Source organism: Soonwooa sp. T0.1_25, assembly GCF_057652215.1.
On record NZ_JBYFBZ010000002.1, the window covers coordinates 198,563 to 225,522 of the forward strand.

The window sequence follows — 26,960 nt, forward strand, 5'->3', positions numbered from 1 at the left end:
AATACATTTAGATTTTATTTGTACAGAAAAACAAAATGCGCAGGGATATTTCCGGCTTCTGTTTTCCATTTGAATTTTCCATTTTTATCAAAACAATACACAAATCCCATCGATACATAATTGCGAGCATCTGTCATATAGATGTCTTCCGTAATAGGATTAACCGCAATGCCATAAGGCGTTTTTATAGCGTTTGCATAAGTAGGTTCAATGATGTTTTTAGAAATAATTTGTTCGGTTTTAACATCAATAATTCCGAAAGATTTGGTGTAGGTGTGCGTGTTGTAATTAAACTCATTACCATAATAATAGAGTTTGTCATTAACAATCGTCATCTCGCTGACCGCCACGCCAAAATCTTTTTTAACCTGTCCCGAAACGGGATCCAGTAAATATAAACTTGACGGAACCGTGTAATAATCGCCGCGAGAACTTACATAAAGATCGCCATAATTATCTTTTTCGATATGGTGAAGATTAATCGCAACATCTATTTTTCTTAATTCTTTAAATGTTGTTAAATCTACTTCCGATACGGTTTTATCATAATTCGGAAAACGATAACCACCCGAATTGGCGACATAAAGTCTATTCCCGATTATTTGCATTTCTTCAGGTTGATAACCCACTGTTACCTCTCTGGTAATCGCCAAAGAAAGTGTATCTATCTCCGCGACTTTACCGATTGGTGCGTTAGGGTCCAAAACCACTGGACCAGCATAACTACTGGCATAGGCTTTCCCATCTTTGAAGGTCATATAACGGCAGTTTTGAAGTTTAATCGTTTTGATACGTTTGGCGGTTTTAGCATCGAGAACTTCAATTTTGTTTGAAACATTAACCACAACATACATTTTGCTGCCGTAGATTTTAATATCGTTACCAACATCCCCCAATTCTTTAACCACTTCGGGATTAATATCGGCGTAGATATTTCGGTGATACGTTCCCGTTGCATAGTCGAAATAATCCAAAGTCGACTTGTTACTTCCCATATTACCTTCATTTAAAAGATAGAAACCTTTGATGGCGGTATTTTGAGGTGGTTCTAGACCAGATTCTACTTCGGGGCGAACAATAACATCATCCGTTCGACAAGAAAAAATCAACAATAAAAGTGAAAATGAAAAATATAGTTTTAGATATTTCATAAAGTGTAATTAAGGATAAGACGGAAACTTCTGCCAGGCATCGGAAAATTGATAACCACGTCGTAATACTGATTGAAAATATTGTTCAGCTCCAAACTTGCTTTAAACTGCTGCTGCTTCCATCGGAAGATTTTTTGCACCGACAAATCGTGCGTATACCAAGGTTGCACATAGTTGTACTTAATATTATCTTGGTTAACATCATAACGCTCGCCAACATAGATTGCGCTGTAGTTAAAACTCCAATCTTTATAGTCCGCCATCATCGTGAAAGTCCCACTGTGCCACGGCGTATACGGAATTTGATTTTTATAAAACGTATCTTCAGGATCGCTAACATCCTGCGCTTTTTGATAAGTGTAGGAAAGCAATGGTTTTAGTTTTACATTTCCAATTTTAATAGTAGACTGTAGGTTAACGTCCACACCTCGGATCTCTACACGTCCAAGATTCATCATCAACCAACGGAACATACTACCATTAGGCGCTGCAACAATTTTGTCCAAAACTTCATTGTAGTAAGCATCAGCTTTTAAATAAAATTCTTGAAAAAAATCATTTCTAAAATTTTTATGATAGGTAAAACCGACATCGTATTGCGTGGTATATTCCGGTTTCAAATAGGTATTTCCGATGTTGGTATAATACAAATCATTAAAAGTTGGCATTCTAAAAATCCGTTTATAAAAAGCTCTTAACGTTAAATCTTTAGTATTGAAAGGCTGATAAGCAGCATAGAAAGCAGGCGTCCACTCTCGTCGGTCTGGAGATTTCGCATTTTTCTCAACATTTTCGTGCACGAAAGTTCCTAGAAGACTTCCCATAAAACGCAGTCGATTCCATTGATAAGTCGACGCTAAAGCCACCAAATTGGTATAACGTGTAGGGTATGAAAAGTTGATTAAATTGGCATCTAAATTATTAAACTGGAAATCACCATTTAAGCTGATATCCCAACTCGGTGTAATCGTGTAGATGTTAGAAGAACTAACGTAAACTTCACGTTGGATGTAAGAATTCTCGAATCTGATCACATATTCTGTACGCACCGTGTCCGCATAATACGTGTAATCGTAAGCGAACTTGGCTTTAAGTTGGGTTTCGAATTTTGGAAAAAGTTTCTTTCTAAAAGTGCCTTGCACAAAGTAATTGTCATCCGTCATCCTAGAACCACGAGCACCAAATCTACCGTTAACAATGGCCGCAGGAATGCCACGGTTAGAGTTATAGGCGTAACCACGAATATTCCAAGTTCCGTTACGGATTATTCCATTTATTGTGGTTTCAAAACGTTTGGCTTTAATATCCGAATCTTGTCTTTTTGCAATCGTGTCATACGCAATCGCGCCATCTGGATATCTTTTGAAATAGCGAAACTTATACACGCCATCACTTTCCAAATATTCAGAACTAAAACTAAACGCAATTTTGTCTGACAATTTTTGCTCTAGCCTAAAAGAAGGATTAAATAATTGTATCGTGCCATTTTTGAGACGAATAGAAAGATTTGTTTTTTTGTTTCCAGTAAACGAAGGTGTTTTGGTTTGAAGATAAATAGCACTTGCAGAAGCAAAATCCTTTGCCGGTTGGAAGATTTCACTTTTTTGACCATTATATAAGGAAATACCTTCGAGATCATCTAAAGAATAACGCCCCAAATCGACCAAACCATTTTGTGCATTTCCGAGCTGGATACCATCATAAAAAACGCCAACATGTTGGCTTCCCAAACTTCGTACATTAATAGTTTTTAGACCACCAACGCCGCCATAATCTTTGATCTGGACTCCCGAAAAATAACGTAAAGCATCCGCAACCGATTGACTGCTCAAGCGTTGCAAGTCTTCTCCACTTAAGGTTTGTGCAGGAATTACATCTTTCAAATCGCGTTTGAAAAGAATAACTTCCGTGATTTCTTTTTTGGAAATACTATCTTTACTCTGTCCAAAAACTAAAGACATCACAAAAAAAGCCACAAGAAATGCCGCTTGAAAAACCGATAAAAAAAGTCGTGTCACCATTAGCTCATTTAGAATAATGATGACGCTAATGGAAAATAAGAATACAAAGCAACAGCGCAAAAACTGCACAGTAACTTCGTTGTTCTAGGCTTTATTCCACGAAAGCGTCAAACGTTAAACATACTGGCAGGTCTTCTGACTTACTTCATTTTTGGAATCCTTCCCATTCTAAGAACAGTGGATATTGTTACCAAAAACCTTGCGTGAAGCTTACAGCAGCGGGTCTGTCTGGGATTTTCACCCAGTTCCCTTTTAAAGCTTTTTATAGCTCACCAGTTTTGCAAAAGTATTAAATTTTTATTAAACAAGAAAGCCTTTTTCGTTAAAGTCCAAAATCACAAATAATTTTCCTAATTTTTAAATTATTCTAGAAAAATTTATCTAATGTAATAACATTTGCTTTGTACAAAAACAGCATTTAAAAGAAATAAATTACTTAAATTGTATTTACTTTTATAACACAAAAAATCGCACAAACATTATAATGAATTATCTTGCACACTCCTATTTATCCTTTACTGACGGGCAACTTGTCGGGAATATGATTGCAGATTTCATCAAAAATAATGAGCGCGAAAATTTCCCTTTAGAAATTCAAAAAGGCATCAAACTACATCGCGCCATTGATAGTTTCACCGATACACATCCAGCAATTTCGCAAGCAAAAAAAGTATTTAGTCCTTTGGTAAGGCTTTATGTAGGGGCTTTTGTTGATGTTGCGTTCGATTATTTTGTGGCGCACTCTATTTCGGATGGAGCACTTTTTGAACATTCCCAAAAAGTCTACAAAACACTTTGGCAATATGAAGAATGGCTTCCAGAAAATTTTAAAATTATGCTCAAAAAAATGGAAGAAGACAATTGGTTGTACAATTATCGCGAAGATTGGGGCATCAAATTTAGCACGAAAAATGTCCTCAACAAAGCCAAATATTTGGAAAAAGACATTCCCGTTTTTGAAGCATTTTTGAGCCATAAAAAAGAAATCGGAAAAGAATTTGAGATTTTCTTTCCCGATATTAAATCTTATCTCGATACTTTGGATTTAAAAATTTAAAGCTTCGACAAATATCTTTCTTCGATAATATTAAGATGATGAATATTGTGACCAACAATCAGTTTTCCGATAGTTTCAACACTTAAAGCATTGCCGTTGGCTGCACCTTTTAGCTGCAAAACTTCTTCTGACAAATCATCAAAAAATAAGATACTTCCTTTTCTGACAAAAGAAAATTCGTCGATGAGGTTTTCCAGGCTTCTATCATTTGCATGAGAATTTTTAGCCCAAAGTTCTTCATCAAAACCTGGCAATTCTGTTTGATCTTGCCTTGCAAAAGTCATGGCACGATACGCAAAAACTTTCTCGGTATCTATTAAATGTTGTAATAATTCTTTGAGTGTCCACTTGCCATTGTCATAAGCAAAAAGTCCTTGTTCCTCAGTCAAATCACTGAAAATACCAAAAGTTTTTCCGCCCGAAGTGTCTAGAGCATCAATCCATTCTTCATCTGGAACCAAATCCAAATAGCGCTGGATGTATTTTTCGAAATCTGTCATAGTTATAGTTTTTGAATATTATTTAAAGATAACAATTATTCGTTAACCCATTCGAAAAAATTAACTTCATCATATTTTTTGAAGCCACAGGAAGGATATAATTGGTTACCAATTTCGTTTTGCTTACCTGTTTCCAGCAACATTCCACATGCATTTGTATCGCGACAAAGCTCTTTGGCTGCTTCTAGTAGAGCTTTAGAATAAGATCTTCCTCTGTAATTTTCATCGACAAATAAATCGTTTAGCAACCAATATCGCTGCATTCTTGTAGACGAAAAAATAGGAAATAATTGTACAAAACCTACCAAATTATTTTCGAATTCCGCAACAAAAATTTCGGATTCTTTATTTTTTATTCTTTCTGTTAAAAAGCTTTTTGCAGCTTCGATATCCGAGTTTTTATGATAAAATATTCGATAGTTGTCAAATAATTTTGACAGAGCATCCAAGTCTTTTATATCAACTTTTCTAATCATCTTAATCTGTTAAATCGTCTTCTGAATCGGCATCTTCGTCATCTTCGAATTGCTCCAAATAATATGAAAACGTAAAGCCTTCAACCTCTTCTTCTGCATCTTCCAAAGTTGTTAAAAGATCTTCAAAAGTCTCCAGTTGATCAACCATCATGTTGACAAATTCGATATGAAGTGGCATTTCTAAATCGCCCGAAATAACGTCGTACAAAGCATCTAGATTATCTCCAAAATAATCTGGAAGTGTTAATTTAGTTTTTAATTGAGCATAAAAATCTTCGTAGTCGCCCAAATCTACAAAGTCGATATATATTGTTTTTTCCATGTTCTATTGTTCTTGAAAAGTTTTGTAATGATCGGTTGTTACGAAGATTAAACCATCGTTGCTAAAAACAACTCTGTCAGCATTTCTACGTCCACAATTGTAGTTGAGATCGGCTTCGTAATAGTTACGTCCTTTTTGCGTTGGCAGATTTTTTTCACGGTTCGTGAATTTGTCTCCGCCGATAGCTCTTCCTGGCAAAACATCACAAAGATTTCCTTTGCTAGCTTCCCAACCAGAAGATTTTGCTGCTTTCTTAGTGATATAATAATCAGGAAGTTTTTGATGCGTTTTAAGATAAGCTACAACAACCGATTGTTTTGTCAGCTCATCAATTGATTGTCCGCTATAATTATTAGAAGACTTTTTGTTATCGTTTTCAGTTCCTTTTTGGGGATTTTTTTCTTGATTAAAATCTGAATTTTGACGATTAGCATTTGTCGTAATTTCAGTGTCTACAGCTTTGTCAGATTTTGGTGGATTAATGACATACATCACCGCAATACCCGCCAAGGCGCCAAAAAAGAAGAATAAAAAGGTTTTAAGTTTTGGATTCATTAAAAAAAATTAAGATTTATACTCCTCTGGAATATCACAAATTGGGATGGGATTAACCTTGTGCAAGGTTGCACGATGCATCTTTTGATACTTTTCGAAGACTTCACGTTGTCTTCCTTCAAAATGATCAGGTGTTAAACTTTGATCTTGCTCCATAGCCCACTCCAGTTCTGGATAAGTTGCACCAATCTGCTGCTCGTCGGTTCTTTCAACGTCCCAAAGACCGTCCGTTGGTATCGCTTTTTGGATACTTTCGATAATTTCAAGATGCCTCGCTAACTCATAGATTTGTGTTTTGTACAAATCAGCAATTGGCGAAATATCAACACCACCATCGCCATATTTTGTGAAAAATCCGACACCAAAATCTTCAACTTTGTTCCCAGTTCCTGTTACCAAAAGTCCATGAATTTGTCCATAATAATACAACGTCAACATCCTAAGTCGCGAACGAGAATTGGCTAAAGCCAATTGCTCTGCTGGGAAATCTTGGTCTTTAACATCAACCGTTTTTTGGAACGTATCAAATGTCGGCGTCAAATCCACACGAAAACTTTCAACATTAGAAAATTTTGATTTTAGATCTTCGATGTGATCTTGCGCACGATTGACTTGATCTTCTTTTTGACGAATTGGCATTTCTAACAACAAAACTTTAAGACCAGTTTTTGCAGCCAACATCGACACAACGGCAGAATCTATCCCGCCAGAAACGCCGACTACAAAGCCTTTCATCCCAGAATTTTGTGCGTAATCTTTCAGCCAGTTAACAATATGATTAATTATTTTTTCGGATTGCATTTTATTTATTTTATTTAAATTTTAATTCGGTTTCGAAGTCATTTCATACCAAAAACAATTGCCATCAGGTTCTGTAAAAGTTCCAGTTTTAGTAAAACCTAATTTGGTAAGAACATGATTGGAAGCACCATTTTCGGAATGTGCGTAAGCGTAAAGATTTTTAAGTTTCATCTCATCAAAAAACTTATCAACAAAGGCTTTTCCTGTTTCGGAAGCGTAACCTTTCCCCCAAGTTTCGGGAAGAAAACGATAACCCAATTCGTAAAAATCTTTGAAACCATTAATTTCGGAATCGTTAAATTTTAATCCACTCCAACCCACTAACAGTCCAGATTCTTTTTCTACAACAGCAAATCTGCCAATGCCAAAACGCTGATATTGATTACGAATCATCTCTATAACTTTCACAGATTCTTCTTGCGCGGTTAAAGCAGGCATCCCGATGTACTTCATAACTTCTGGATTACTGTCCAAAAGATACAGTCTATCAGCATCTTGCAATTCTAAAGGTCTTAAAATTAATCTTTCGGTTTCGAAGGTGTTGAGCAACATTAAAATTCTTATTTTTGTGGTTTCAAATTCTTGAGTAAAATTAAAGATTATTTTCTAGCCTACTTTAGAGAAAATTTGATTTTTAAAAGAAAGTTTACAAAAGTATCTAAAAAATGAAAAAACTTATAGTAAGTCTATCGATAATCGCTTGTCTGTTTGGTCTTAACTCTTGTAAAAAAGATGCTGAAAAACCGCAATGGGAACAGGAAGTTAAAAACCCGATACAGAAAATTGATTTGGTGGACATTTCGGAAAAGTTATACGACCCGAATGTGAGTATGGAAGATTTTAAGAAAGATTTTCCGTGGTTCCAAGGGACGGTTCCAGACAATGTTTTTGTAGAACGCAGAAAAGATCCTGAGGAAATAAAAATCTATAAAGACGCCATTTCGAAAATTGATAAGGCTAAACTTAATAAAGATTTAGCTGCACTTTTTTCGCATATTAAAACGTATTTCCCGAACTTTAAAGCGCCAAAAGTTTTCCTGTATTCAACCGCAGTTTATTACGAAAGTATGCTGGCTCCTATTTTTTATAAACCCGAAGAAAACTATCTATTCATAGATGTTTCGGCTTTTATGGGAATGGATAACAAAGCTTACAACGGTATCGATAAGTATATTCAAAAATCAATGAATCCTAGTAATATCGTCCCAAAAGTGTCAATGTCTTTTGCTGAACAAATGGTGCCGAGAAAACCGACGGAATCAAAATTTATTGATGAATTGGTATACAATGGGAAAATCCAGATTTTGCAAGATATTTTCTTACCTGAAACGCCTGATTTTTTAAAAATAAATTACACCAAAGAACAGGAAGAATGGAACATTGCAAACGAATTTAACATTTGGAATTACTTTGTTGAAAACGATTATCTCTTTAAATCTGATCCCGAATTGGCTGGACGATTTATCCAACCAGGACCATTTTCTAAATTCTATACAGAAATCGATAAAGATAGTTCGCCACAAGTTGGTGTGTGGACGGGATGGCAAATCTGTAGAGAATATTTAGCGAAAAATCCAAATGTCAAAATCCCTGAATTTTTAAACAAAAACGCCACCGATATCTTTAACGGATCTGGCTACAAACCAAAAGAAATTAAATAAATTACATACAATGAGAAAGACCCAAATAACTATAAATGTGGAACTTGACGAAAACCACGTTCCCGAAAAAATGACTTGGAATGCTGAAGATGGGGGCATTAATGCGCAAGAAACTAAAGCAACGATGATTTCGGTTTGGGATGACAACGCAAAGGAAGCACTTCGTATCGATCTTTGGACGAAGGATATGCAAGTAGACCACATGAAGCAGTTTTTTCACCAGATTTTGGTGTCGTTAGGTCACTCTTATCAACGTGCAACTGGCGAAGATGATGTAGCAGAATGGCTAGGTGAAGTCGCTGAAGAATTTGCAGTGAAGTCAGCAATTAAGTAGTTTAGATTAAGGATTAAGGATTAAGGATTAAAGATTTGTATTTTTAGTTTTTAGCAAAATTAATTCATAATTCATAATCGATTTTAAAATAATAAAAAATAAAAAAAATATGAAATTCAATACAAAAGTGATCCACGGTGGACAACAACACGAGCCACACACAGGATCTGTTAATGTACCCGTATTTTTAACATCAACATTTGCGCAAAAAAGTCCAGGTCAACTAAAAGCTGGCTACGAATATTCTAGAGGTGCAAACCCAACACGTCAAGCTTTGGAAGATGCTTTGGCTTCTATCGAAAATGGTGCAAGAGGTTTAACTTTCGGATCAGGATTGGCTGCGATTGATTGTGTTCTAAAATTACTAAGTCCTGGTGACGAAGTGATTGCAGTTGACGACCTTTATGGTGGAACTTACAGAATGTTCACAAGATTATTTGACAAATATCAGATTAAATTCAGTTTTGTAAACTTTGACGAAGTTGATACGATTAAAGATGTAATCACAGACAAAACAAAATTGATTTGGTTAGAAACACCAACCAATCCTTTGATGAAATTGGTGGATATAAAAGCGGTAACTGATTTAGTAAAAGGAAAAAATATTTTGGTAGCTGTTGACAATACATTTGCGACACCTTACATCCAAAGACCAATTGATCTTGGTGCTGACATCGTAATGCATTCTGCGACTAAATATCTAGGTGGACACTCTGACGTTGTTGCTGGTGCTTTGGTTGCAAAAACACCTGAGTTGGGCGAACAGCTTCACTTTATCCAATTTGCAAGTGGCGGGATTTTGGGTCCACATGACTCTTATTTGGTATTAAGAGGGATCAAAACTTTATCTCTTAGAATGCAACGTCACAGCGAAAACGGTGTTAAAGTCGCTGAGTTTTTAGAAAATCATCCTGCGATTGATAAAGTATTCTATCCAGGATCAAAAAATCATCCACAATACGAATTGGCTAAAAAACAAATGGCAGAATTCGGAGGTATGGTTTCTTTCACTTTTAAATCAGGTAAAAAGGAAGATGCTATTAAGTTTTTAGAAAATCTAAAAGTTTTCACATTGGCTGAATCTCTTGGTGGTGTAGAATCTCTTGCAAATCATCCTGCGTTAATGACACATGCTTCTATCCCAGCGGAGAAACGTGCAGAACTTGGCATCACAGATGATTTGGTAAGATTAAGTGCTGGTATCGAAGATATCGAAGATCTTATCGCTGATCTTGAGCAAGCTCTGAAGTAGGTTTTGGTTGATGGTTGATGGTTGATGGTTGATGGTCAAAATTAATCTTTTAATCGTTTAATCGTTTAATTAAAAAAATAAAATCCCGAATCAAATAAATGATTCGGGATTTGTTTTAAAGTAATATGAAGAAAAAAAAGCTTTTGTGTTTAATTTCTAAAATACGTTGGATTAGTTACCAGCATCAGCTACGTCAAAACTATTAAGTCCAGTCCATCCTTTTGCCCACTCTGGCAATGCAGTACCGTTACCAGCACCTCTAGCATCAGCACTCTTTGTGAAAGCTTTAGATAAATCTGGATTTGGGTTAGCTGTTGTTGCTTTCGCTTTCCATTCTGTACCAACATTTACAAAACGTACATTGTTAATTTTTGTACCGCTATTGAACCAAGTATAAGTTCTATCCGTTTCGAAATCTAAACCTGTTTGAAAGTTTGCGATAACGATATTATCAAAACTACCTTGAGATCCTGCTCTGATTTTCATACCTTGAGATTCTGCACCTGCAGTATTTCCGATGAAAGTAGCATTTTTAACTGTTGGGTTAGATACACCACCATTAGCACCATTAGTTGTGTTAGGATCTGTATCTTGGCTATCTGCTTCGATACCTCTGTTACCTGGCTCAACTGCACCCATAAATGCTTTCATTCTTGCAGCATAAAGATAATCTACAGTACCACTCCAGCTTTCTGTCCAGTCAAAAGAATCGTCTCCAACTCCTGTTACTACAATGTGATCAACATTAACGTTACCACCAAACATCTCTACACCATCATCAGCACCATTAGTTACATATACATAAGAAACTGTTGTTCCGCTACCAACACCAAATAATGAAAGACCGTTAAATTCTTTCTCTGGGTTGTATTTATAACCTGAATCTTTAATAACTACATACTTAATAACACCGGAGTTATCAGCTTTATCTGTTCCTCCGTATGTTAAATCTCCTAATTCTGAAGTTGAAGTTCCAGCAGCACTTCTGTTAGATGGTGCATTACCTAAAACTACGATACCTCCCCAATGTCCTTGCTTATGTGCTGTACCTTCGAATACAACTGGCTTAGCAGCAGAACCATTGATGAAAATTTTAGCTCCTCTTTCTACGACTAGATAATTAGCACCTTCAGCTACTTTAATCTGTGTACCTTCAGGGATTGTAAGAGAAGCTCCCGCTTTAACTGCAACTTTACCTGTAATGGTATATACTTTAGCTGGATCTAATGTTACATTTTTTGTAATATCACCTTTAAAGTTATTTGCATCGATACCAGAGTTATCAACTACTACTGGATCATCATTGTTCTTATCATTACAAGATACCACTACTGCTGTTGTAGACGCTACTAATGATAAACCAAGAATAGCTTTTAAAAATGTTTTTTTCATTTTACTTAGATTTTAAATATTTACTTTTAATTATTTTGAAAATTTGTATGTTAAACTAAGGCCAACTTGACGACCTCTCGTATAATCTTTATGGATGAAAGTTCCGGCATCATTAATCTGTTCAATTTTAGAATGCGGATTTAGTAGATTTTTGCCGCTAATCCCGATACCTATTTGTTTTAGCGAAAAATTGATATTAACATCTAAGATATCTTTTGCAAGCTCATAGAAGTCACCAACTTTGTTAGTACCGATAGAGTAAAGATTTTTACCTACACGAGAGTAAGAAACAACTAGATCAACAGTATTATCGCCACCCCATTTATAATTATATCCAACATTAGCATTAGCTAAGAATTTTGCAACACCTTGCACATCATTTTCTAATTTGCTGAACTGTGCAGTTTTTCCGTTGTTTTCTTTAGCTAGTTCGGTTTCATTTTTTAGCTCTTGTTTCGACTGCATAAATGTTCCGTTCACAAAAGCATAAATTTTTGATTTGTCCCAACTAAATATATCCTTTCTAATTTCTGCTTCAGCACCATAGATATAACCCCAATTTGCAATATTGAAAAACGTCATATCACTTGGAGAAGCAGAAGAATATGTACTTCTACCGATTGGGTTTTGGATGTACTTACCAAAAGCTGTCAAAGAGATTATCTCTCCAGTTTTCGGGAAAAACTCCCATTTAAGATCCGCATTATAATTATCTGAAGGATACAAATATGGATTACCATATACGTTAGCAGTTACATCATAATAAGCAATCGGGATCAACTCTTTTGGTTGAGGTAATGTATAGGTTTTAGAAGCTGAGAATCTCAAGTTTTGTCGATCATTTATGCTATATTTAGCATTAAGTGCTGGCAAAAACTTGTTGTATTGTTTTTTTCTTGTACTGTCATCTAAGATGTCTTTCCAAGCCATATCAAAATCAATATAGTCGAATCTTCCACCGATTTGCAAAGTAAATTTATCTGACAAATTCATATCAAAGTTTGCAAAACCAGACTGGATATTTCTTTTGATAGAATAATTACTTTTTTGAATATTATAAATAAATAAACTATTATTATAAGCATTAATGAAGGCATCAATATCTTGATAATTAACAGGTACTGAGGTTGTGAAGTTCATCCCCAAAGTTGTTTGGTTAAACTGTCTATCCTTGTATGACCCATCATAACCGACAACCAATTTATAATTTTGGTTAAACTTTTTAGTTAAATAAAGATGTCCTAGATAGGTTTTATCTTTTAACTCATCAAAATATCTGTGATTACTAATTGCACTACTTGCCAAGAATTCGTTAGTCTCTGCATTAATAGTATTCTGCATACGATCTGGTCTTTTGCTATTCATCAGGTTAAATGCTAAAGCCCAATCTAAAGTCCAACTACCATTGATGTTATGATTACCGAAAAGCTGATTAATCCAAGTGTCGGTTAACTTATTATCACCTCTGTTAATAATTACATTTCTATCAACGTCATAAGCATAACCATTGTAGATTTTTGCTTCTTGCTGAGATGAATGTATGTAGTTAGTCGTAAATTTTAATTTATTATTCGCGTTAATTTTATAGTCAACATTCAATAACGCTGTTGTGTTCGTTTTATAATCTGACTTCTCAACGTTATAATCTTTGTTAGCATCACCATTTGCGAAGTAGAAACCTTCTTTTCCGATGCTGTACTCGTAAGAATTATCAAATCCTGCATATCCAAACAACATAAACTTCCCTAGTCTTGCACCACCTTCAAAATCCATATTGGTATTAAAAGGATTCTGAGCGTTTTTAAAATTCCATTTCGTTGTGAAAGGATATTTATCGTAAGGACTTCCTGTTCTATAAGTTGCCTCATTAAAACCGAAAAAACCTGGTCCACCATCTTGCATCTTAAAATTAGCCTTATCAAAAGTCTGAAGATTGATAGAACTTCCTAAACCAACTTTGAAATACGGTTTTCCTACATGTGTTTTAGAAACGATATCAATATTAGCACCACCAAAATCACCAGAAAATCTAGGATTATATACTTTATCCAAAGAAAGATACTCGATCATCGAAGTCTTGAAAATCTCTAAATTTATATTCTTGAATTCTGGATTATCAGAAGGAATTTCAAGACCATTAAGAGTTGTACCATTATAGCGATCTCCTAATCCACGAACAAAGATCTGTCCGCTTCCTTCTTGCTTTTGCGTTCCTGTTGCTTTGGTAACTGCTGTTGCCACGTCGCCAACACCTTGTTTTTCTAATTGTACAGAACCAACTCGTTCTATAACTTCAACAGATTTTCTTTGTAAATTGATAAGGTTAGACTCTTTACCTTTTTTGGTGCTACCTTGGATGATGACACCTTCGATATTTTTTGTAGATTTAACAGTGTCGTTTTTTTGTTGAGCTAATAGCATTGTGGTACTTCCTAATAAGAATAATACGCCGATGCTTAGTTTGTTGATTTTCATTTTTACTTACTTACTTTTTTTCTTCGCTGACAAAGGAACTGAAGTATAGTAGGAGAATTCGTATTGAAAGATTTAATTAAATTTTAAAAAAATATTAAGAAATTACACTTTATGTTAAATTAATTTTAACATCTGAATTTTACATAAACTTCCGTTCATTTATAGTTAAATTTGCAGTATCGAAAACCAATTTTGGAAAATACAGTTTTAATAAAAAGCCTATTATTCAATAGTTTATAATTTTAAGCTTTTGTAACATTCCAGATTAATTCATTTTGAATCATGAGCATAGAAAAAACAATAGAGTCTTTACAAAACGGTGGCACAATTCTTTATCCAACTGACACAATTTGGGGCATAGGATGTGACGCAACTAATCCTGAAGCGATAAAAAAAGTATTCGACATCAAACATCGCGACGCGAATAAATCCATGATTATTTTGGTCGAAAACGAAAAGAGACTACAAGATTTGGTGGATGTTCCGGAGATGGCTTGGGAGATTATCGATCTCTCCGAAAAACCAGTTACCATTGTCTACGAATCGGCAAAAGGTCTTCCAAAAGAAGCTTTGGCTGAGGATGGTTCTATCGGCATACGTTTGGTAAAAGATGATTTTTGTAAAAAACTAATTTCTAAACTTAATAAACCAATCGTTTCAACTTCAGCAAATCTAAGTGGAGACAAAAGTCCTCTTAAATTCTCAGATATTTCCCAAGAAATAATAGATGCTGTAGATTATGCAGTGGAAGAAAACCGCGAAAAAATCTCTAAATATTCTGGTTCTTCAGTTATTAAAGTTTGGAAAAACGGACAGATTAAAGTCTTGAGAGAGTAATTTTTTTAGTTAAAAAAAGTTTCATCTTAATAAAGCTTTTATTTTTTCGTATAAAAAAACTTCAGGCGGCACCTATGGTGTCGCCTGAAGAAAAAATAAACTATGAAAAAAAACTACTACTTTTTACTACCCAATAAATTTTGATGAGTTAGCTTTTGTTCGATAAGATATTCACCACATTTGTACCAATTAAGAAAATCTGCCATCGTTAACAACTATCATACTAATAAGTTATAGCAATTTGACATATTTGTCAACTTTCAGACAAATTATCTGACAACATGACTTTTTCTTATTCAAAAAATGACAAATCATAATTAAGGAAAGCCTTATCTTTGCAAGCAAATATTTGCGGAAAGCCTTATGAATGTTAATTTAACTCAGAACAAAAATTTAAAACTATTCAAAATCATTTCGGAAGTTGCCCATCGCAACGGTCAATCTGTCTATATAGTTGGAGGTTATGTTCGAGATTTGTTAATGAAGCGCAAGGCGCCGACCGACATCGATTTCGTTACAGAATCTTCGGGAATCGAGCTTGCAGAAAGCATTGCGAAAGAAATTAATCCTAAACTAAAAGTTGCTGTTTTCAAAACTTATGGCACCGCAATGTTCCGTCACAACGACCTCGAACTAGAATTTGTTGGTGCTCGAAAAGAAAGCTACAGCGAAGACAGTCGCAAACCTTTTGTAGAAATCGGAACTTTAGAAGATGACCAAAAACGTCGCGATTTCACAATTAATGCGATGGCAATTTCGCTTAATAAAGATAATTTCGGCGAGTTGATTGATCCTTTTAATGGACTTCAGGATTTAGAACAAAAAATCCTTCGTACACCGCTAGAACCTTTTCAGACTTATTCGGATGATCCACTTCGTATGATGCGCGCGATTCGTTTTGCGTCAACACTTGGATTTAACATCGAAGAAAAATCTTTAGAAGCTATAAAAACTGAAGTTGAGAGAATCCACATCGTTTCTATGGAACGCATTATGGTGGAATTCAACAAAATTATGCTTTCCGAAAAGCCTTCAGTTGGATTAAAATTACTCGAAGAAACTGGACTTCTGCAAATTATCTTACCTGAATTAACAGCTCTAAAAGGTATTGAAGATGTCGATGGACAAACGCATAAAGACAACTTTTATCACACTTTAGAAGTGGTCGATAATATTTCTGAAAACACAGATAAATTATGGCTGCGTTGGACAGCGCTCCTCCACGACATTGGAAAAGCGCCAACCAAGAAATTTGTTGAAGGAACAGGTTGGACTTTCCATGGACACGAGTTTCTGGGTTCCAAAATCGTTAAACATATTTTTAAACGTCTTAAACTTCCTTTAAATCAGGATTTAAAATACGTTGAAAAATTGGTCAGAATGCACGCACGTCCGATTGCTTTGGTGACAGACAATGCTTCGGATTCTGCACTACGACGACTTTTGTTTGATGCTGGCGAAGATTTAGAAGATTTAATTGTTCTTTGCAAATCTGACATTACGACTAAAAGTTATGCTAAACAAACCCGTTTTAAAAAGAACTTTGAATATGTCGCAGAAAAAATAAAAGAGGTTGAAGAAAAAGATCATATCCGCAACTTTCAACCACCGATTTCGGGAGAAGAAATTATGGAAATGTTTGACCTAAAACCTGGTCGCGAAATTGGTATTCTGAAAGAAAAGGTTAAAGAAGCCATTTTGGAAGGTATTATTAGTAATGATAAAGAAGAAGCGCGAAATTTTGTCATTGAAGAAGCAAAACTTCTAGGCTTGGATTTGGTATCCTAAATCAATTCTTCGTCATTTCTTTTTTTACTAAATTTGAATTTCAATACTTTTAAAAACGGAAAATATTTTTCTATTTTAAACATAAAATTAAACTCTTATGCAAAACTATTTGGATCTCCTAAAACATATTAAAGATAACGGAACTGACAAAACCGATCGCACCGGAACTGGTACTAGAAGCGTTTTTGGTTATCAATTACGTTATGATTTGTCGAAAGGTTTTCCGATGGTTACGACGAAAAAAGTTCATCTTAAATCGATAATCTATGAGTTGCTTTGGTTCTTAAAAGGTGATACTAACATTAAATATTTAAAGGATAATGGCGTTTCCATTTGGGACGAATGGGCGGATGAAAACGGAAATCTTGGTCCTGTCTACGGCGCACAATGGAGAAGCTGGGAAGGTGCCAATGGAAAAATCGTTGACCAAATAACAGAAGTCATTGACCAGATCAAAAAAAATCCAGATTCTCGCAGACTTATCGTTTCCGCTTGGAATGTTGCCGAAATCCCGAATATGGCTTTAGCGCCTTGTCATGCGATGTTTCAGTTTTATGTGGCGGATGGAAAATTGTCGCTGCAACTTTATCAAAGAAGTGCGGATGTCTTTCTAGGCGTACCTTTTAATATTGCGAGCTATGCGTTGTTATTGATGATGGTGGCGCAAGTTTGTGACCTCGAAGTTGGCGATTATGTGCATAGTTTTGGTGACGTCCATATTTACAATAACCATTTTGAGCAAGTTGACAGACAATTGGCGCGCGAACCAAAAGCGCTTCCAACAATGAAATTAAATCCAAACATCAAAAATATTTTTGATTTTGATTTTGAAGATTTCACTTTAGAAAATTACGATCCACATCCAGGAATAAAAGCGCCTGTTGCGATATAGGATGCGAAACTTTATATTTTTAATTTTTATTATTTGTTTTCAAAACTGTGCAAAACAAGAAGTAAAAATTACTGAAAATGAAGAATATCCGCCAGTCTTAGTTGATATTTTAGAACCTAGAACAGGCATTATTGATACGCTTCAAGTTCCAAAATATATAAGATCAGAAGTAGCTACAATTTCGAAATTAAATTATTTTTCAGATGGTATATCTGGTAAAGGTGATGTAGAAGAAGATAAGATACCACCCTATTCTACCTTTATTGAACTTAAAAATAAGGCGTCACGAACGGATTTACAAAAACTGACATCAAATAAAAATGATGTTATTGCTTTCTATGCACATCTAGCTATTTCGGAAAATAGCCCAAATGTTATTCCTATCGTTTTCTCAAATTTCTTAGAAAAAAACAAAAAAATATTTTCAAGAAGAGGTTGTCTGGTTGGAGAAGTAGAAACTTCGGAATTATTTTATGATGAGTTTTCGAAATTTAATCTAAGTCCCGAATTGTCAGCGGAAATATCAAAAATTGCACGACAACATAGAAATACAACAAAATATGTCTTCACATTAGAGAAACGAAAAACATCTAATTGATAATTGAATTGAGCCCACGGTTTTAAGCGTGGGCTTTTTGTATATTTAATAAAAATCTTCCTATCAAAAATTTGATGATTTTCTAAAACTAAATGGACTACAAATTGTCGAATAAATAACATTTTTTTATAATAGTATTTTGTAACAATTTATCATCTTTGAGCACTTATTTGATAACAATTCAATAAAGAATGAAAAAAACATTCTTCATCATTTTTGCTGTTTTCTGTGTGTTAATCGGACTTTATCCTTTGATTTATGTTTTCCTAGATCGAAGTTTTGGACTACTTCGGTTTAAAGATCAAGAAGTTTTACAAAATCTATTTTGGAATATTGGTTTCTACACGCACATCATCTTTGGAGGACTTTCGTTATTTAATTGGTTGGATACAATTTGTTCCAAAATGGAGAAATAAAAATCTAAGCTTCCATCGAAAAGTGGGGGAACTTTATATCATTTTTGTATTCTTAAGCTCGTTGGCTGGGATCGGAATTGCGACACAAGCAACAGGCGGAATTAACACTGCAATTGGATTTGCTTCTCTAGGCATCGTTTGGTTTTTAGCAATATTTTTAGCATTTACTTCTATTAAAAAAAGGAACTTAGTAATGCATCAAAAAATGATGATTTACAGTTATGCTGCCTGCTTTTCTGCTGTGACATTAAGAATTTATTTGCCATTACAACAAAGGATTTTCCAAGATTTTATCATCGCTTATCGCATCGTTGTGTGGTTATGTTGGATTCCAAATATTATCTTTGCTTATATTATCACTAAAAATATTAAAACATCGACTTTAGATGTTATTAAATAATAGAACTCTTATGAAAAAAATCGTCATATCTTCATTATTGTTAGGCGCTTTATTTAATTCTAATTTAGCTTTTGCGCAAACAGATTATTCGGGACGAGAAAAAGTCTACCGTGCGACACATACCAAAATGACAGAATTAAAACACACCAAATTAAAAGTTAGTTTCGACTACGAGAAAGAACAGCTTCATGGTGAAGAATGGTTGACTGCATCACCTTACTTTACGCCGACAGATTCTTTGGTTCTTAATGCAAAAGCCATGTTGATCCACGAAGTTGCTTTGGACAAAAACGGATCAAAACAAGCACTTAAATACGATTACAAAAACGATATTTTAAAAATAAATCTTGACAAAACTTATCAAAAAAATCAAAATTACACGGTCTACATCAAATATACAGCGCGTCCGAACGAAGTAACGCAAAAAGGAAGTGCTGCAATTAACGATGCAAAGGGTTTGTACTTCATCAACGCTCAAGGAAAAGATCCTGACAAACCAACGCAAATCTGGACGCAAGGCGAAACCGAATCTTCTTCAGCTTGGTTCCCAACCATTGATAAAACCAACCAAAAAACAACTCAGGAAATCTACATGACGGTTCCTGATAAATACGTTACGTTATCGAACGGACTTTTGAAAAGTTCAACAAAAGAAGCTAACAACATGCGAACCGATTATTGGGTAATGGACAAAAAACATTCGCCTTATCTATTCTTTATGGGCGTTGGCGATTTTGCAGTTATTAAAGATAAATGGAAAAATATTCCTGTAAATTACTATGTAGAAAAGGAATACGAGCCTTATGCTAAACAGATTTTTGGAAACACACCAGAAATGATGGAGTTCTTTTCGAACAAGTTAAATTATCCTTATCCGTGGGCAAAATATGATCAAATGGCTGGACGCGATTATGTTTCTGGTGCGATGGAAAATACGACAGCGACTTTACACGGCGAAGCTTCTCAACAAAAACCTGGCGACCTAATTGACGAAAACCGTTGGGAAGACACCATTGCACACGAACTGTTCCACCATTGGTTTGGTGATTTGGTAACAGCCGTAAGTTGGAGCAATTTAACAGTTAATGAAAGTTTTGCTGACTACTCCGAATATCTTTGGAACGAGCATAAATACGGTAAAGACGAAGCCGATTACAAATTAATAAAATCACTTCAAGCTTATAAAATGAATCCTGCCAACTTCACGAAGAATTTGGTTAGATTCGATTATGATTCGCGAGAAGATGTTTTCGATTCCGTAACTTATAACAAAGGTGGTGGCATTCTTCACATGTTAAGAAATTATTTGGGTGACGATGCTTTTTTCTCAGGATTAAATGATTATCTTAAAACCTACGAATACGGAAATGCTGAAGCGCATCAATTGCGTTTGTCTTTCGAAAAAGCTTCAGGAAAAGACCTTAACTGGTTTTTCAACCAATGGTATTTCGGCGCTGGACATCCAAAACTTAGCATCAATTACACTTACGAACCTGTTAAAAAACAAGTGAATGTTGCCGTAACACAAACACAATCTGGTGCTTATTTTCAGTTTCCGTTAGCGATTGATGTTTACGAAAATGGTATTCCGAAGCGTTATAATGTTTGGGCAGATGCGAAAGCTAGTCAAAGTTTTACATTTAATTTTGCACAACAACCCAACTTAGTGAACGTTAATGCAGATCAAGTGCTTTTAACTGAAATAAATGATAACAAAACTGCGGATCAATATTTAGTTCAATACACAAAAGCAAAAGAATTTAAAAGTAGATATCTTGCTGTAGAATTTGCAAAAGAAAATATTGATAAAAATACTTCTGTTTTAAAAATATTAACAGCCGCACTTAAAGATTCTTCACATAGAATCAGAATTCTAGCACTTTCAGCCATTGACTTATCAAAGCCTGAACAAGCTAAACTTCTTCTAAAAGATGTTGAAAATATTGCTCAAAACGATTCAAAAACATTAACACAAGCTGCGGCAATTTCGGCACTTTCTAAAACGAAAGATAAAAAGTACGTTAGTATTTATGGAAAAGGAATTTCTGCGGTTTCCAATTCAGTTACAGGAAACTCTATCGCAGCTTTTGCAGATATCGAGCCTCAGAAAACTGTTGCATTAATGCAGAAAATTGATTTATCAAATGCTTCTGAAGATCTAATCAACAAATTGATGCCGATTATCGTTAAAAATAAAATCGAATCGCAAATGGAAAATATTGGTGGTCAAGTTTTATTTTATCCTTTTATTAAATTCCAAGATGCAGAGCTTGGCGCTGTTGCCGAAGAAGGTTTTAACTGGATTATGAATTCTGATAATACGAAAGCAACCAAAGCGATGACCAAAGTTATGGGACAAGCAAAAAGTGAGATTTCTGCAAATCCACAGGCAAAAATGATATTGGTACAAATCATGAAAGAAGGCTTAAATAAGAAGATGCAACTTCTAAAACAAAATCCTCAAAGCCAAAGTCTTCATGAACAAATTGACGCGATTAATAAAGCGATTGAAGATTATAAATAACATTTTCAAAAATTATTATTAAAAACAAAATCCCGCGAAACTTCGTTTCGCGGGATTTTTATTTATTTAAGAAAAAACTTACTGAAAAATATAGGAAATACCTAGACCAATCATATGTTCACTTTTCTTTTTAGCAACACTTAGGTCAGTTGTAGCTTGTTCAATTGGTGAATTTTTGAGATCTGGATACACATTTAGCAAGTGATAATCATATTTCAGAGTAGCTTCCCATTGTCTTTTATAACTGAATCCAATCCCTAGACCAAGTCCAACATTAAAAGCTCTACCTTTTCCGTAGCGGTCAACTGCATAATCCTCTTTACCTGGCGGAATATTTTTATTAGATTGATTAATCAAATAATCAAATCTTGGTCCTCCTAAAGCAAAGAATTCACTTTCTCCTTCAGAAAAATAAGCTTTAAAATTAATTGGTAAGCTCAAATAATTATTAGCATATACCGCATGATTCCAACCTCTTTTGCTTTCAGTACTTTTATCACCCGTTTCGCCCGCACCTACATATAATAATTCTGTTTGTACATAAAATTGATCATCTCCACCAACCGGAGTTATAGCTACAACTCCTCCATAAAATGAATATCTTGGTCCAGATGGATTATGTGCATGTTGGATTCTAGAATATGTCGGACCAGCCGTTAAACCAAATCTTGTCGCACTAAAATCAACTTGAGCTTGTACCATTGTAGCCAATGCTAAAGCACATCCAAAAATTATTTTTTTCATCAAACGAAAGTCTTGGGTTCTAAAATATTATCCTAAAACTTTAGCTACAGTTGCACCAATCTCAGCTGGAGAATCAACAACGTTTATACCACATTCGCTCATGATAGCCATTTTAGCTTGCGCAGTATCTTCTGCTCCACCAACGATAGCACCAGCGTGTCCCATTGTTCTACCTTTAGGCGCAGTTTGTCCAGCGATGAAACCAACAACTGGTTTTTTAGAACCGCTATCTCTGTACCATCTTGCAGCTTCAGCTTCTAGAGAACCACCAATCTCACCAATCATAACAACTGCTTCAGTTTCTGGATCGTTGATGAATAATTCTAAAGCTTCTTTAGTTGTAGTACCAATAATTGGGTCACCACCAATACCGATTGCAGTAGATACACCGTAACCAGCTTTTACAACTTGATCAGCAGCTTCGTAAGTTAAAGTACCAGATTTAGAAACGATACCTACTTTACCTTTTTTGAAAACGAAACCTGGCATAATACCAATTTTAGCTTCATCAGAAGTAATGATCCCAGGGCAGTTAGGTCCAATTAATCTACAATCTCTGTCTTGGATGTAGCTCTTAACTTTTACCATGTCTTCTACAGGGATACCTTCTGTAATACAAACGATAACTTTGATACCTGCATCTGCAGCTTCCATAATTGCATCTGCAGCAAATGCTGGCGGTACAAAAATGATACTTACGTTAGCTCCCGCTTTTGCAACAGCATCTGCAACTGTGTTGAATACTGGTTTTCCTAAGTGCTCAGTTCCACCTTTTCCTGGTGTTACACCTCCTACTACGTTTGTTCCGTATTCGATCATTTGACCTGCGTGGAAAGTTCCTTCGTTACCTGTAAAACCTTGTACGATTACTTTAGAATCCTTGTTTACTAATACTGACATTTTATTTTTATTTTTTAAATTTTAAATAATATTGATAAAACACAAAAATAGTCAATATTCTTGGAAAGTGAATACTGATTTTTGTTTTTTATCACAGAATTAATTTAGAGTTTTTTAAGTTTAACCTCTTTCTTAAGATAATCTCTAAAAGGATCTGCCAAAAGTCCAAAATAAGTTCCTTTTTTAAGATCGCGGTTAACACCAGTCTTGGCAAGAAGTACCGTCCCAGAGTCAATTCTAAGACCTGAAGCCATACCAACTTGTCCCCAAATTGTCACCTCGTCTTCGATAATACAACAACCTGCGATTCCTGTTTGTGATGCAATTAAGCAACGTTTACCAATAACGGTATCATGTCCAATTTGGATTTGGTTGTCTAAGACGCTGCCTTCACCGATTAACGTAATATCTGTAACGCCTCTGTCAATTGTACATCCAACACCGATTTCTACATTGTTTTCGATAACGACATTCCCGACAGAAATTAATCTATCAAAATTGCAATTTAACTTTCTGTAATAAAATGCGTTTCCGCCCAAAACCGTATTAGCTTGGATTATAACATTATCACCAATTATTGTGTCATCTCCTATAACGACATTAGGGTAAATAATGCAATTTTTTCCGATTTTAACATTGTTACCAATAGTTACACTTGGATGGATTTGAGAATTCTCACCAATTTCTGGTTTAGAAAGTTCACCAAAAAAATTACTAATTTTCGTGAAATGTGTATTAATTTTATTAAAATCTCTAAAAGGATCTTCCGAAATTAACAACGCTTTTCCTTCTGGACAATCTACTTCTTTATCAATTAAGATAATCGTTGCATCCGAGTGTAATGCTTTATCATAATATTTAGGATGGTTTACAAATACAATTTCTCCAGCTTTAACACGGTGAATTTCATTAGTACCTAAAATTTGAAAATCTTCGGGACCAACATATTTTGATTGGATAAGATCAGCGATAGACTTAAGCGTCTGCGGTTGGCTAAATGTCATAACAATAACTATTTATCAAAAAAAAGCGCTTTGGAAATCAAAACGCTTATATTATTTATTTTACTCTTTCCAGATAAGAACCGTCTTCTGTATTAACTTTAATCTTATCTCCAGCTTCGATAAACAACGGAACCAAAACTCTTGCTCCTGTCTCAACAATTGCATTTTTAAGAGCGTTAGTTGCTGTGTTACCTTTAACACCTGGATCAGCTTCTACAACATCCAAATACACTGTTGGTGGGATCTCAGCAGAAAGTGGCGTCTCATCAGCTTCTTTCAAAACAATAGTTACCTCTTCTCCAGCTTTCATGAATTGTGCGTTTTCAATCATTTCTTTATTGATGTAAAGTTGAGAAAAATCGTCGTTGTTCATAAAGTGGAAACCATTTTCGTCATCGTATAAATACTGGAATTTTCTAGTAATTACTTTAACTTCATCGATTTTGTGCCCTGCAGAAAACGTGTTATCTATAACTTTTCCGTTGGTTACACTTTTCAATTTTGTTCTTACGAAAGCAGGACCTTTTCCTGGTTTAACGTGTTGAAAATCTATGATTTTGTAGATGTCATTACTGTATTCAATACAAAGACCTTTTTTGATATCAGCTGTTGTTGCCATTAATATTTATTTCTTTATTTTATAATTTTTAAATTTAGTCTTTTGATGAGCCGTAGCCTTTAACAATACCTCGCGGTGAGTTTTGGATAAAGGTTAAAATCTCGTCTCTTTCTACCGTTGGTAGCATTTCTTTTTCGATGAATTCGATGGCTTGTGTTGTGTTCATTTTCATTTGAAAAATGGCACGATAAATCTTCTGAATTTCAAAAATTTTATCATTGTTAAAACCACGTCTTCTAAGTCCAACTGAGTTAATACCAGCATACGAAATTGGATCTCTAGCCACTTTAACATAAGGCGGAATATCTTTTCGGATCAAAGATCCTCCAGAAATCATCACGTGTTTTCCAATTTTGCAAAACTGCTGAACGGCACTTAATCCTCCCATCACAACGTAATCACCAATTTCTACGTGACCTGCAATTCCGCAAGCGTTAGCAATAATCACATTATTACCCAATACGCAATCGTGAGCGACGTGCGCTGTTGCCATCACCAAACAATCGTTTCCGATTTTGGTATAACCTAAAGCTTTGGTGCCACGGTTAACTGTTACAGCTTCGCGAATCACCGTGTTATCGCCGATATACACAAACGTATCCTCACCATCAAACTTCAAATCCTGCGGTATACCACCCAACACAGCACCTGGAAAAACTTTACAATTTTTCCCTATTCTGGTACCATCCATGATGGTTACATTAGGACCAATCCAAGTTCCTTCTCCTATTTCTACATCGCCGCCAATAGTAGTAAAAGCTTCTACAACGACGTTTTTGCCAATCTTGGCACGTTTGTCTACGACTGCTAACTGATGTACCATTTAGTCTACTTTATTTCTTGCTACTTGTGCCATAAGTTCTGCCTCCAGAGCGACAGAATCGCCAACATAACCGTAACCTTGCATATGCACAATACCACGTCTTATTGGTTCAATTAATTCAATTTTAAAGATAAGTGTATCTCCAGGAACGACTTTTCTTTTGAATTTTACTTTATCAATTTTAATAAAATATGTCGAATAATTTTCTGGATCCGGAACACTAGCCAAAACCAAAATTCCTCCAGCTTGCGCCAAAGCTTCTACTTGCAAAACGCCTGGCATAACTGGTTCTTTAGGAAAATGTCCCACGAAGAAAGGTTCGTTCATGGTTACATTTTTAAGACCTACAACATGCGTATCTGACAATTCTAAAACCTTGTCTAACAATAAGAATGGTGGACGATGGGGCATCAACTTCATAATACCATTAATGTCAAACACCGGTTCTTTTGTCAAATCAAAATCTGGAACATTTTTCTTCTTCTGAAGTTTCCATTGTCTGTTAAGTTTCTTCGCAAACTGTGTGTTTACAAAATGTCCAGGTTTGTTAGCGATAACACGACCTTTAATTTTAACACCAACTAAAGCTAAATCACCGATTACATCAAGCAATTTGTGACGCGCCGCTTCGTTAGGATAGTTAAGCGTTAAGTTATCCAAAATACCGTTTGGACGGATAGAAACATCTTCTTTACCGAAAGCAACTTTCAGTTTTTCCGTTGTTTCTGGTGTTAATTCTTTATCAACATAAACGATTGCGTTACTGATGTCACCGCCTTTGATAAGGTTATGATCCAACAATTGCTCAAGCTCATGTAAAAAACTAAAAGTTCTTGCCGAAGCAATTTCTTCTTTAAAGTCAGAAAGATTTTTTAAGCTTGCATTTTGAGTTCCTAAAACTTTAGTCCCGAAATCGACCATCGTCGTCACTTCGTAATTCTCCGACGGAATAATTGTAATTTCTGAACCTGTGTTAGGATCAACATAACTAAGAACTTCTTTAATAACAAGATATTCTCTGTTCGCAGCTTGTTCTTCAACACCAACTTTTTCGATAGCTTCTACAAAAAACTTAGAAGATCCATCTAGAATTGGTGGCTCCGAGCTATCCATTTCCAAGATAACATTATCAAGATCCATCCCAACCAACGCCGCTAAAAGATGCTCGCAAGTGTGAATTTTAACACCTAATTTTTCTAAAGTAGTTCCACGTTCAGTAGTTGTTACATAATTAACATCAGCTTCAACTTGTGGGCGACCTTCCAAATCTGTTCTTACGAAAACAAAACCAGTATTTTCTTTAGCTGGTTTCATGGTAAGATTCACTTCTTTTCCTGTGTGCAGTCCTATACCTGATAGATGTATTTCTTCTTGTATAGTTTTTTGTTTATCACTCATTGCAAAGATATTTTTTTTAA

General features: G+C 35.1%; 27 protein-coding genes and 1 riboswitch. Of the genes, 11 read left to right on the plus strand and 16 right to left on the minus strand.

The window, feature by feature from the left end:
* Nucleotides 1-14: 14 nt before the first annotated feature.
* Together AC23MB_RS04030 and AC23MB_RS04035 are read right to left on the minus strand one after the other, a co-directional pair.
* Complete coding sequence (locus tag AC23MB_RS04030; RefSeq protein ID WP_487786579.1) at nt 15-1,151, minus strand: YncE family protein; 1,137 nt, start codon at nt 1,149-1,151, stop codon at nt 15-17.
* A complete protein-coding gene (locus AC23MB_RS04035) occupies nt 1,148-3,172 on the minus strand; it encodes a TonB-dependent receptor plug domain-containing protein (protein WP_487786580.1) in 2,025 nt (674 codons plus the stop codon). The genes AC23MB_RS04030 and AC23MB_RS04035 overlap by 4 nt, the downstream gene beginning before the upstream one ends.
* A gap of 108 nt (nt 3,173-3,280) precedes the next feature.
* Nucleotides 3,281-3,464: riboswitch (cobalamin riboswitch) on the minus strand.
* Between the two features lie 192 nt (nt 3,465-3,656).
* Here AC23MB_RS04035 and AC23MB_RS04040 point away from each other — a divergent pair.
* A complete protein-coding gene (locus AC23MB_RS04040; RefSeq protein WP_487786581.1) occupies nt 3,657-4,229 on the plus strand; it encodes an acyl carrier protein phosphodiesterase in 573 nt (190 codons plus the stop codon).
* Here the strand turns inward: AC23MB_RS04040 and AC23MB_RS04045 are convergent.
* Genes AC23MB_RS04045 through AC23MB_RS04070 form a run of 6 tightly spaced genes read right to left on the minus strand, consistent with a single transcriptional unit; the run spans nt 4,226 to nt 7,435 of the window.
* Entirely contained in the window at nt 4,226-4,729 is a 504-nt protein-coding gene (locus AC23MB_RS04045; protein ID WP_312324740.1) for a DinB family protein, read from the minus strand. The genes AC23MB_RS04040 and AC23MB_RS04045 overlap by 4 nt on opposite strands.
* 35 nt (nt 4,730-4,764) lie before the next feature.
* Nucleotides 4,765-5,205, minus strand: a complete 441-nt coding sequence (locus AC23MB_RS04050) for a GNAT family N-acetyltransferase (RefSeq protein WP_312324741.1) — start codon at nt 5,203-5,205, stop codon at nt 4,765-4,767.
* 1 nt (nt 5,206) lies between these two features.
* Nucleotides 5,207-5,527 carry a barstar family protein gene (locus tag AC23MB_RS04055; protein ID WP_487786582.1) on the minus strand — a complete coding sequence of 107 codons (321 nt, stop codon included), beginning with the start codon at nt 5,525-5,527 and terminating at the stop codon, nt 5,207-5,209.
* Nucleotides 5,528-5,530: 3 nt separating this feature from the next.
* Nucleotides 5,531-6,082 (minus strand): ribonuclease domain-containing protein, encoded by a 552-nt coding sequence (locus AC23MB_RS04060; protein WP_312324801.1) that lies wholly within the window; start codon nt 6,080-6,082, stop codon nt 5,531-5,533.
* Nucleotides 6,083-6,091: 9 nt separating this feature from the next.
* Complete coding sequence (nadE, locus tag AC23MB_RS04065) at nt 6,092-6,883, minus strand: NAD(+) synthase (RefSeq protein WP_312324802.1); 792 nt, start codon at nt 6,881-6,883, stop codon at nt 6,092-6,094.
* 21 nt (nt 6,884-6,904) lie between these two features.
* On the minus strand, nt 6,905-7,435 hold the full coding sequence (locus AC23MB_RS04070) for a GNAT family N-acetyltransferase (protein ID WP_313027983.1): 531 nt from the start codon (nt 7,433-7,435) through the stop codon (nt 6,905-6,907).
* Between the two features lie 113 nt (nt 7,436-7,548).
* Here AC23MB_RS04070 and gldB point away from each other — a divergent pair, with 113 nt between their 5' ends.
* The 3 genes from gldB to AC23MB_RS04085 all read left to right on the plus strand — a co-directional run bounded on the left by gldB (nt 7,549) and on the right by AC23MB_RS04085 (nt 10,130).
* Nucleotides 7,549-8,544, plus strand: coding sequence for a gliding motility lipoprotein GldB (gene gldB / locus AC23MB_RS04075; protein WP_313027981.1), 996 nt, complete (start codon nt 7,549-7,551; stop codon nt 8,542-8,544).
* 10 nt (nt 8,545-8,554) lie between these two features.
* Nucleotides 8,555-8,878, plus strand: a complete 324-nt coding sequence (gldC, locus tag AC23MB_RS04080) for a gliding motility protein GldC (RefSeq protein ID WP_487786583.1) — start codon at nt 8,555-8,557, stop codon at nt 8,876-8,878.
* 91 nt (nt 8,879-8,969) lie between these two features.
* A complete protein-coding gene (locus AC23MB_RS04085) occupies nt 8,970-10,130 on the plus strand; it encodes a cystathionine gamma-synthase (protein ID WP_312322154.1) in 1,161 nt (386 codons plus the stop codon).
* A 171-nt stretch (nt 10,131-10,301) separates the two neighbouring features.
* Here the strand turns inward: AC23MB_RS04085 and AC23MB_RS04090 are convergent, their stop codons facing one another.
* Together AC23MB_RS04090 and AC23MB_RS04095 are read right to left on the minus strand one after the other, a co-directional pair.
* Complete coding sequence (locus tag AC23MB_RS04090) at nt 10,302-11,522, minus strand: Vmc-like lipoprotein signal peptide domain-containing protein (RefSeq protein WP_487786584.1); 1,221 nt, start codon at nt 11,520-11,522, stop codon at nt 10,302-10,304.
* Between the two features lie 30 nt (nt 11,523-11,552).
* On the minus strand, nt 11,553-13,997 hold the full coding sequence (locus AC23MB_RS04095) for a TonB-dependent receptor plug domain-containing protein (RefSeq protein WP_374329397.1): 2,445 nt from the start codon (nt 13,995-13,997) through the stop codon (nt 11,553-11,555).
* A gap of 282 nt (nt 13,998-14,279) precedes the next feature.
* Between AC23MB_RS04095 and AC23MB_RS04100 the strand changes: the two genes are divergently transcribed.
* The 7 genes from AC23MB_RS04100 (at nt 14,280) to AC23MB_RS04130 (ending at nt 21,452) form a co-directional block, all read left to right on the plus strand.
* Nucleotides 14,280-14,834, plus strand: coding sequence for an L-threonylcarbamoyladenylate synthase (locus AC23MB_RS04100; RefSeq protein WP_374329396.1), 555 nt, complete (start codon nt 14,280-14,282; stop codon nt 14,832-14,834).
* A 363-nt stretch (nt 14,835-15,197) separates the two neighbouring features.
* Nucleotides 15,198-16,622, plus strand: coding sequence for a CCA tRNA nucleotidyltransferase (locus tag AC23MB_RS04105; RefSeq protein WP_487786585.1), 1,425 nt, complete (start codon nt 15,198-15,200; stop codon nt 16,620-16,622).
* Between the two features lie 97 nt (nt 16,623-16,719).
* Entirely contained in the window at nt 16,720-17,514 is a 795-nt protein-coding gene (locus AC23MB_RS04110; protein WP_313027974.1) for a thymidylate synthase, read from the plus strand.
* Between the two features lies 1 nt (nt 17,515).
* A complete protein-coding gene (locus AC23MB_RS04115; protein ID WP_487786586.1) occupies nt 17,516-18,112 on the plus strand; it encodes a hypothetical protein in 597 nt (198 codons plus the stop codon).
* A gap of 191 nt (nt 18,113-18,303) precedes the next feature.
* Entirely contained in the window at nt 18,304-18,528 is a 225-nt protein-coding gene (locus AC23MB_RS04120) for a hypothetical protein (protein WP_374329477.1), read from the plus strand.
* Nucleotides 18,470-18,928 carry a DUF2306 domain-containing protein gene (locus AC23MB_RS04125; protein ID WP_487786587.1) on the plus strand — a complete coding sequence of 153 codons (459 nt, stop codon included), beginning with the start codon at nt 18,470-18,472 and terminating at the stop codon, nt 18,926-18,928. The genes AC23MB_RS04120 and AC23MB_RS04125 overlap by 59 nt, the downstream gene beginning before the upstream one ends.
* 10 nt (nt 18,929-18,938) lie before the next feature.
* A complete protein-coding gene (locus tag AC23MB_RS04130; RefSeq protein ID WP_487786588.1) occupies nt 18,939-21,452 on the plus strand; it encodes a M1 family metallopeptidase in 2,514 nt (837 codons plus the stop codon).
* Between the two features lie 78 nt (nt 21,453-21,530).
* On the opposite strand, the gene AC23MB_RS04135 is transcribed toward AC23MB_RS04130, so the two are convergent.
* The 6 genes from AC23MB_RS04135 to AC23MB_RS04160 all read right to left on the minus strand — a co-directional run bounded on the left by AC23MB_RS04135 (nt 21,531) and on the right by AC23MB_RS04160 (nt 26,940).
* Nucleotides 21,531-22,196, minus strand: coding sequence for a porin family protein (locus tag AC23MB_RS04135; protein ID WP_313027966.1), 666 nt, complete (start codon nt 22,194-22,196; stop codon nt 21,531-21,533).
* 27 nt (nt 22,197-22,223) lie between these two features.
* Nucleotides 22,224-23,096 carry a succinate--CoA ligase subunit alpha gene (gene sucD, locus AC23MB_RS04140; protein WP_079667132.1) on the minus strand — a complete coding sequence of 291 codons (873 nt, stop codon included), beginning with the start codon at nt 23,094-23,096 and terminating at the stop codon, nt 22,224-22,226.
* 104 nt (nt 23,097-23,200) lie between these two features.
* Entirely contained in the window at nt 23,201-24,100 is a 900-nt protein-coding gene (locus AC23MB_RS04145) for an LpxD N-terminal domain-containing protein (protein ID WP_313027965.1), read from the minus strand.
* Between the two features lie 55 nt (nt 24,101-24,155).
* Nucleotides 24,156-24,719 carry an elongation factor P gene (efp, locus tag AC23MB_RS04150; RefSeq protein ID WP_312323491.1) on the minus strand — a complete coding sequence of 188 codons (564 nt, stop codon included), beginning with the start codon at nt 24,717-24,719 and terminating at the stop codon, nt 24,156-24,158.
* Between the two features lie 34 nt (nt 24,720-24,753).
* A complete protein-coding gene (gene lpxA / locus AC23MB_RS04155; protein WP_487786589.1) occupies nt 24,754-25,542 on the minus strand; it encodes an acyl-ACP--UDP-N-acetylglucosamine O-acyltransferase in 789 nt (262 codons plus the stop codon).
* Nucleotides 25,543-26,940, minus strand: a complete 1,398-nt coding sequence (locus AC23MB_RS04160) for a bifunctional UDP-3-O-[3-hydroxymyristoyl] N-acetylglucosamine deacetylase/3-hydroxyacyl-ACP dehydratase (RefSeq protein ID WP_079667128.1) — start codon at nt 26,938-26,940, stop codon at nt 25,543-25,545.
* Nucleotides 26,941-26,960 lie beyond the last annotated feature (20 nt).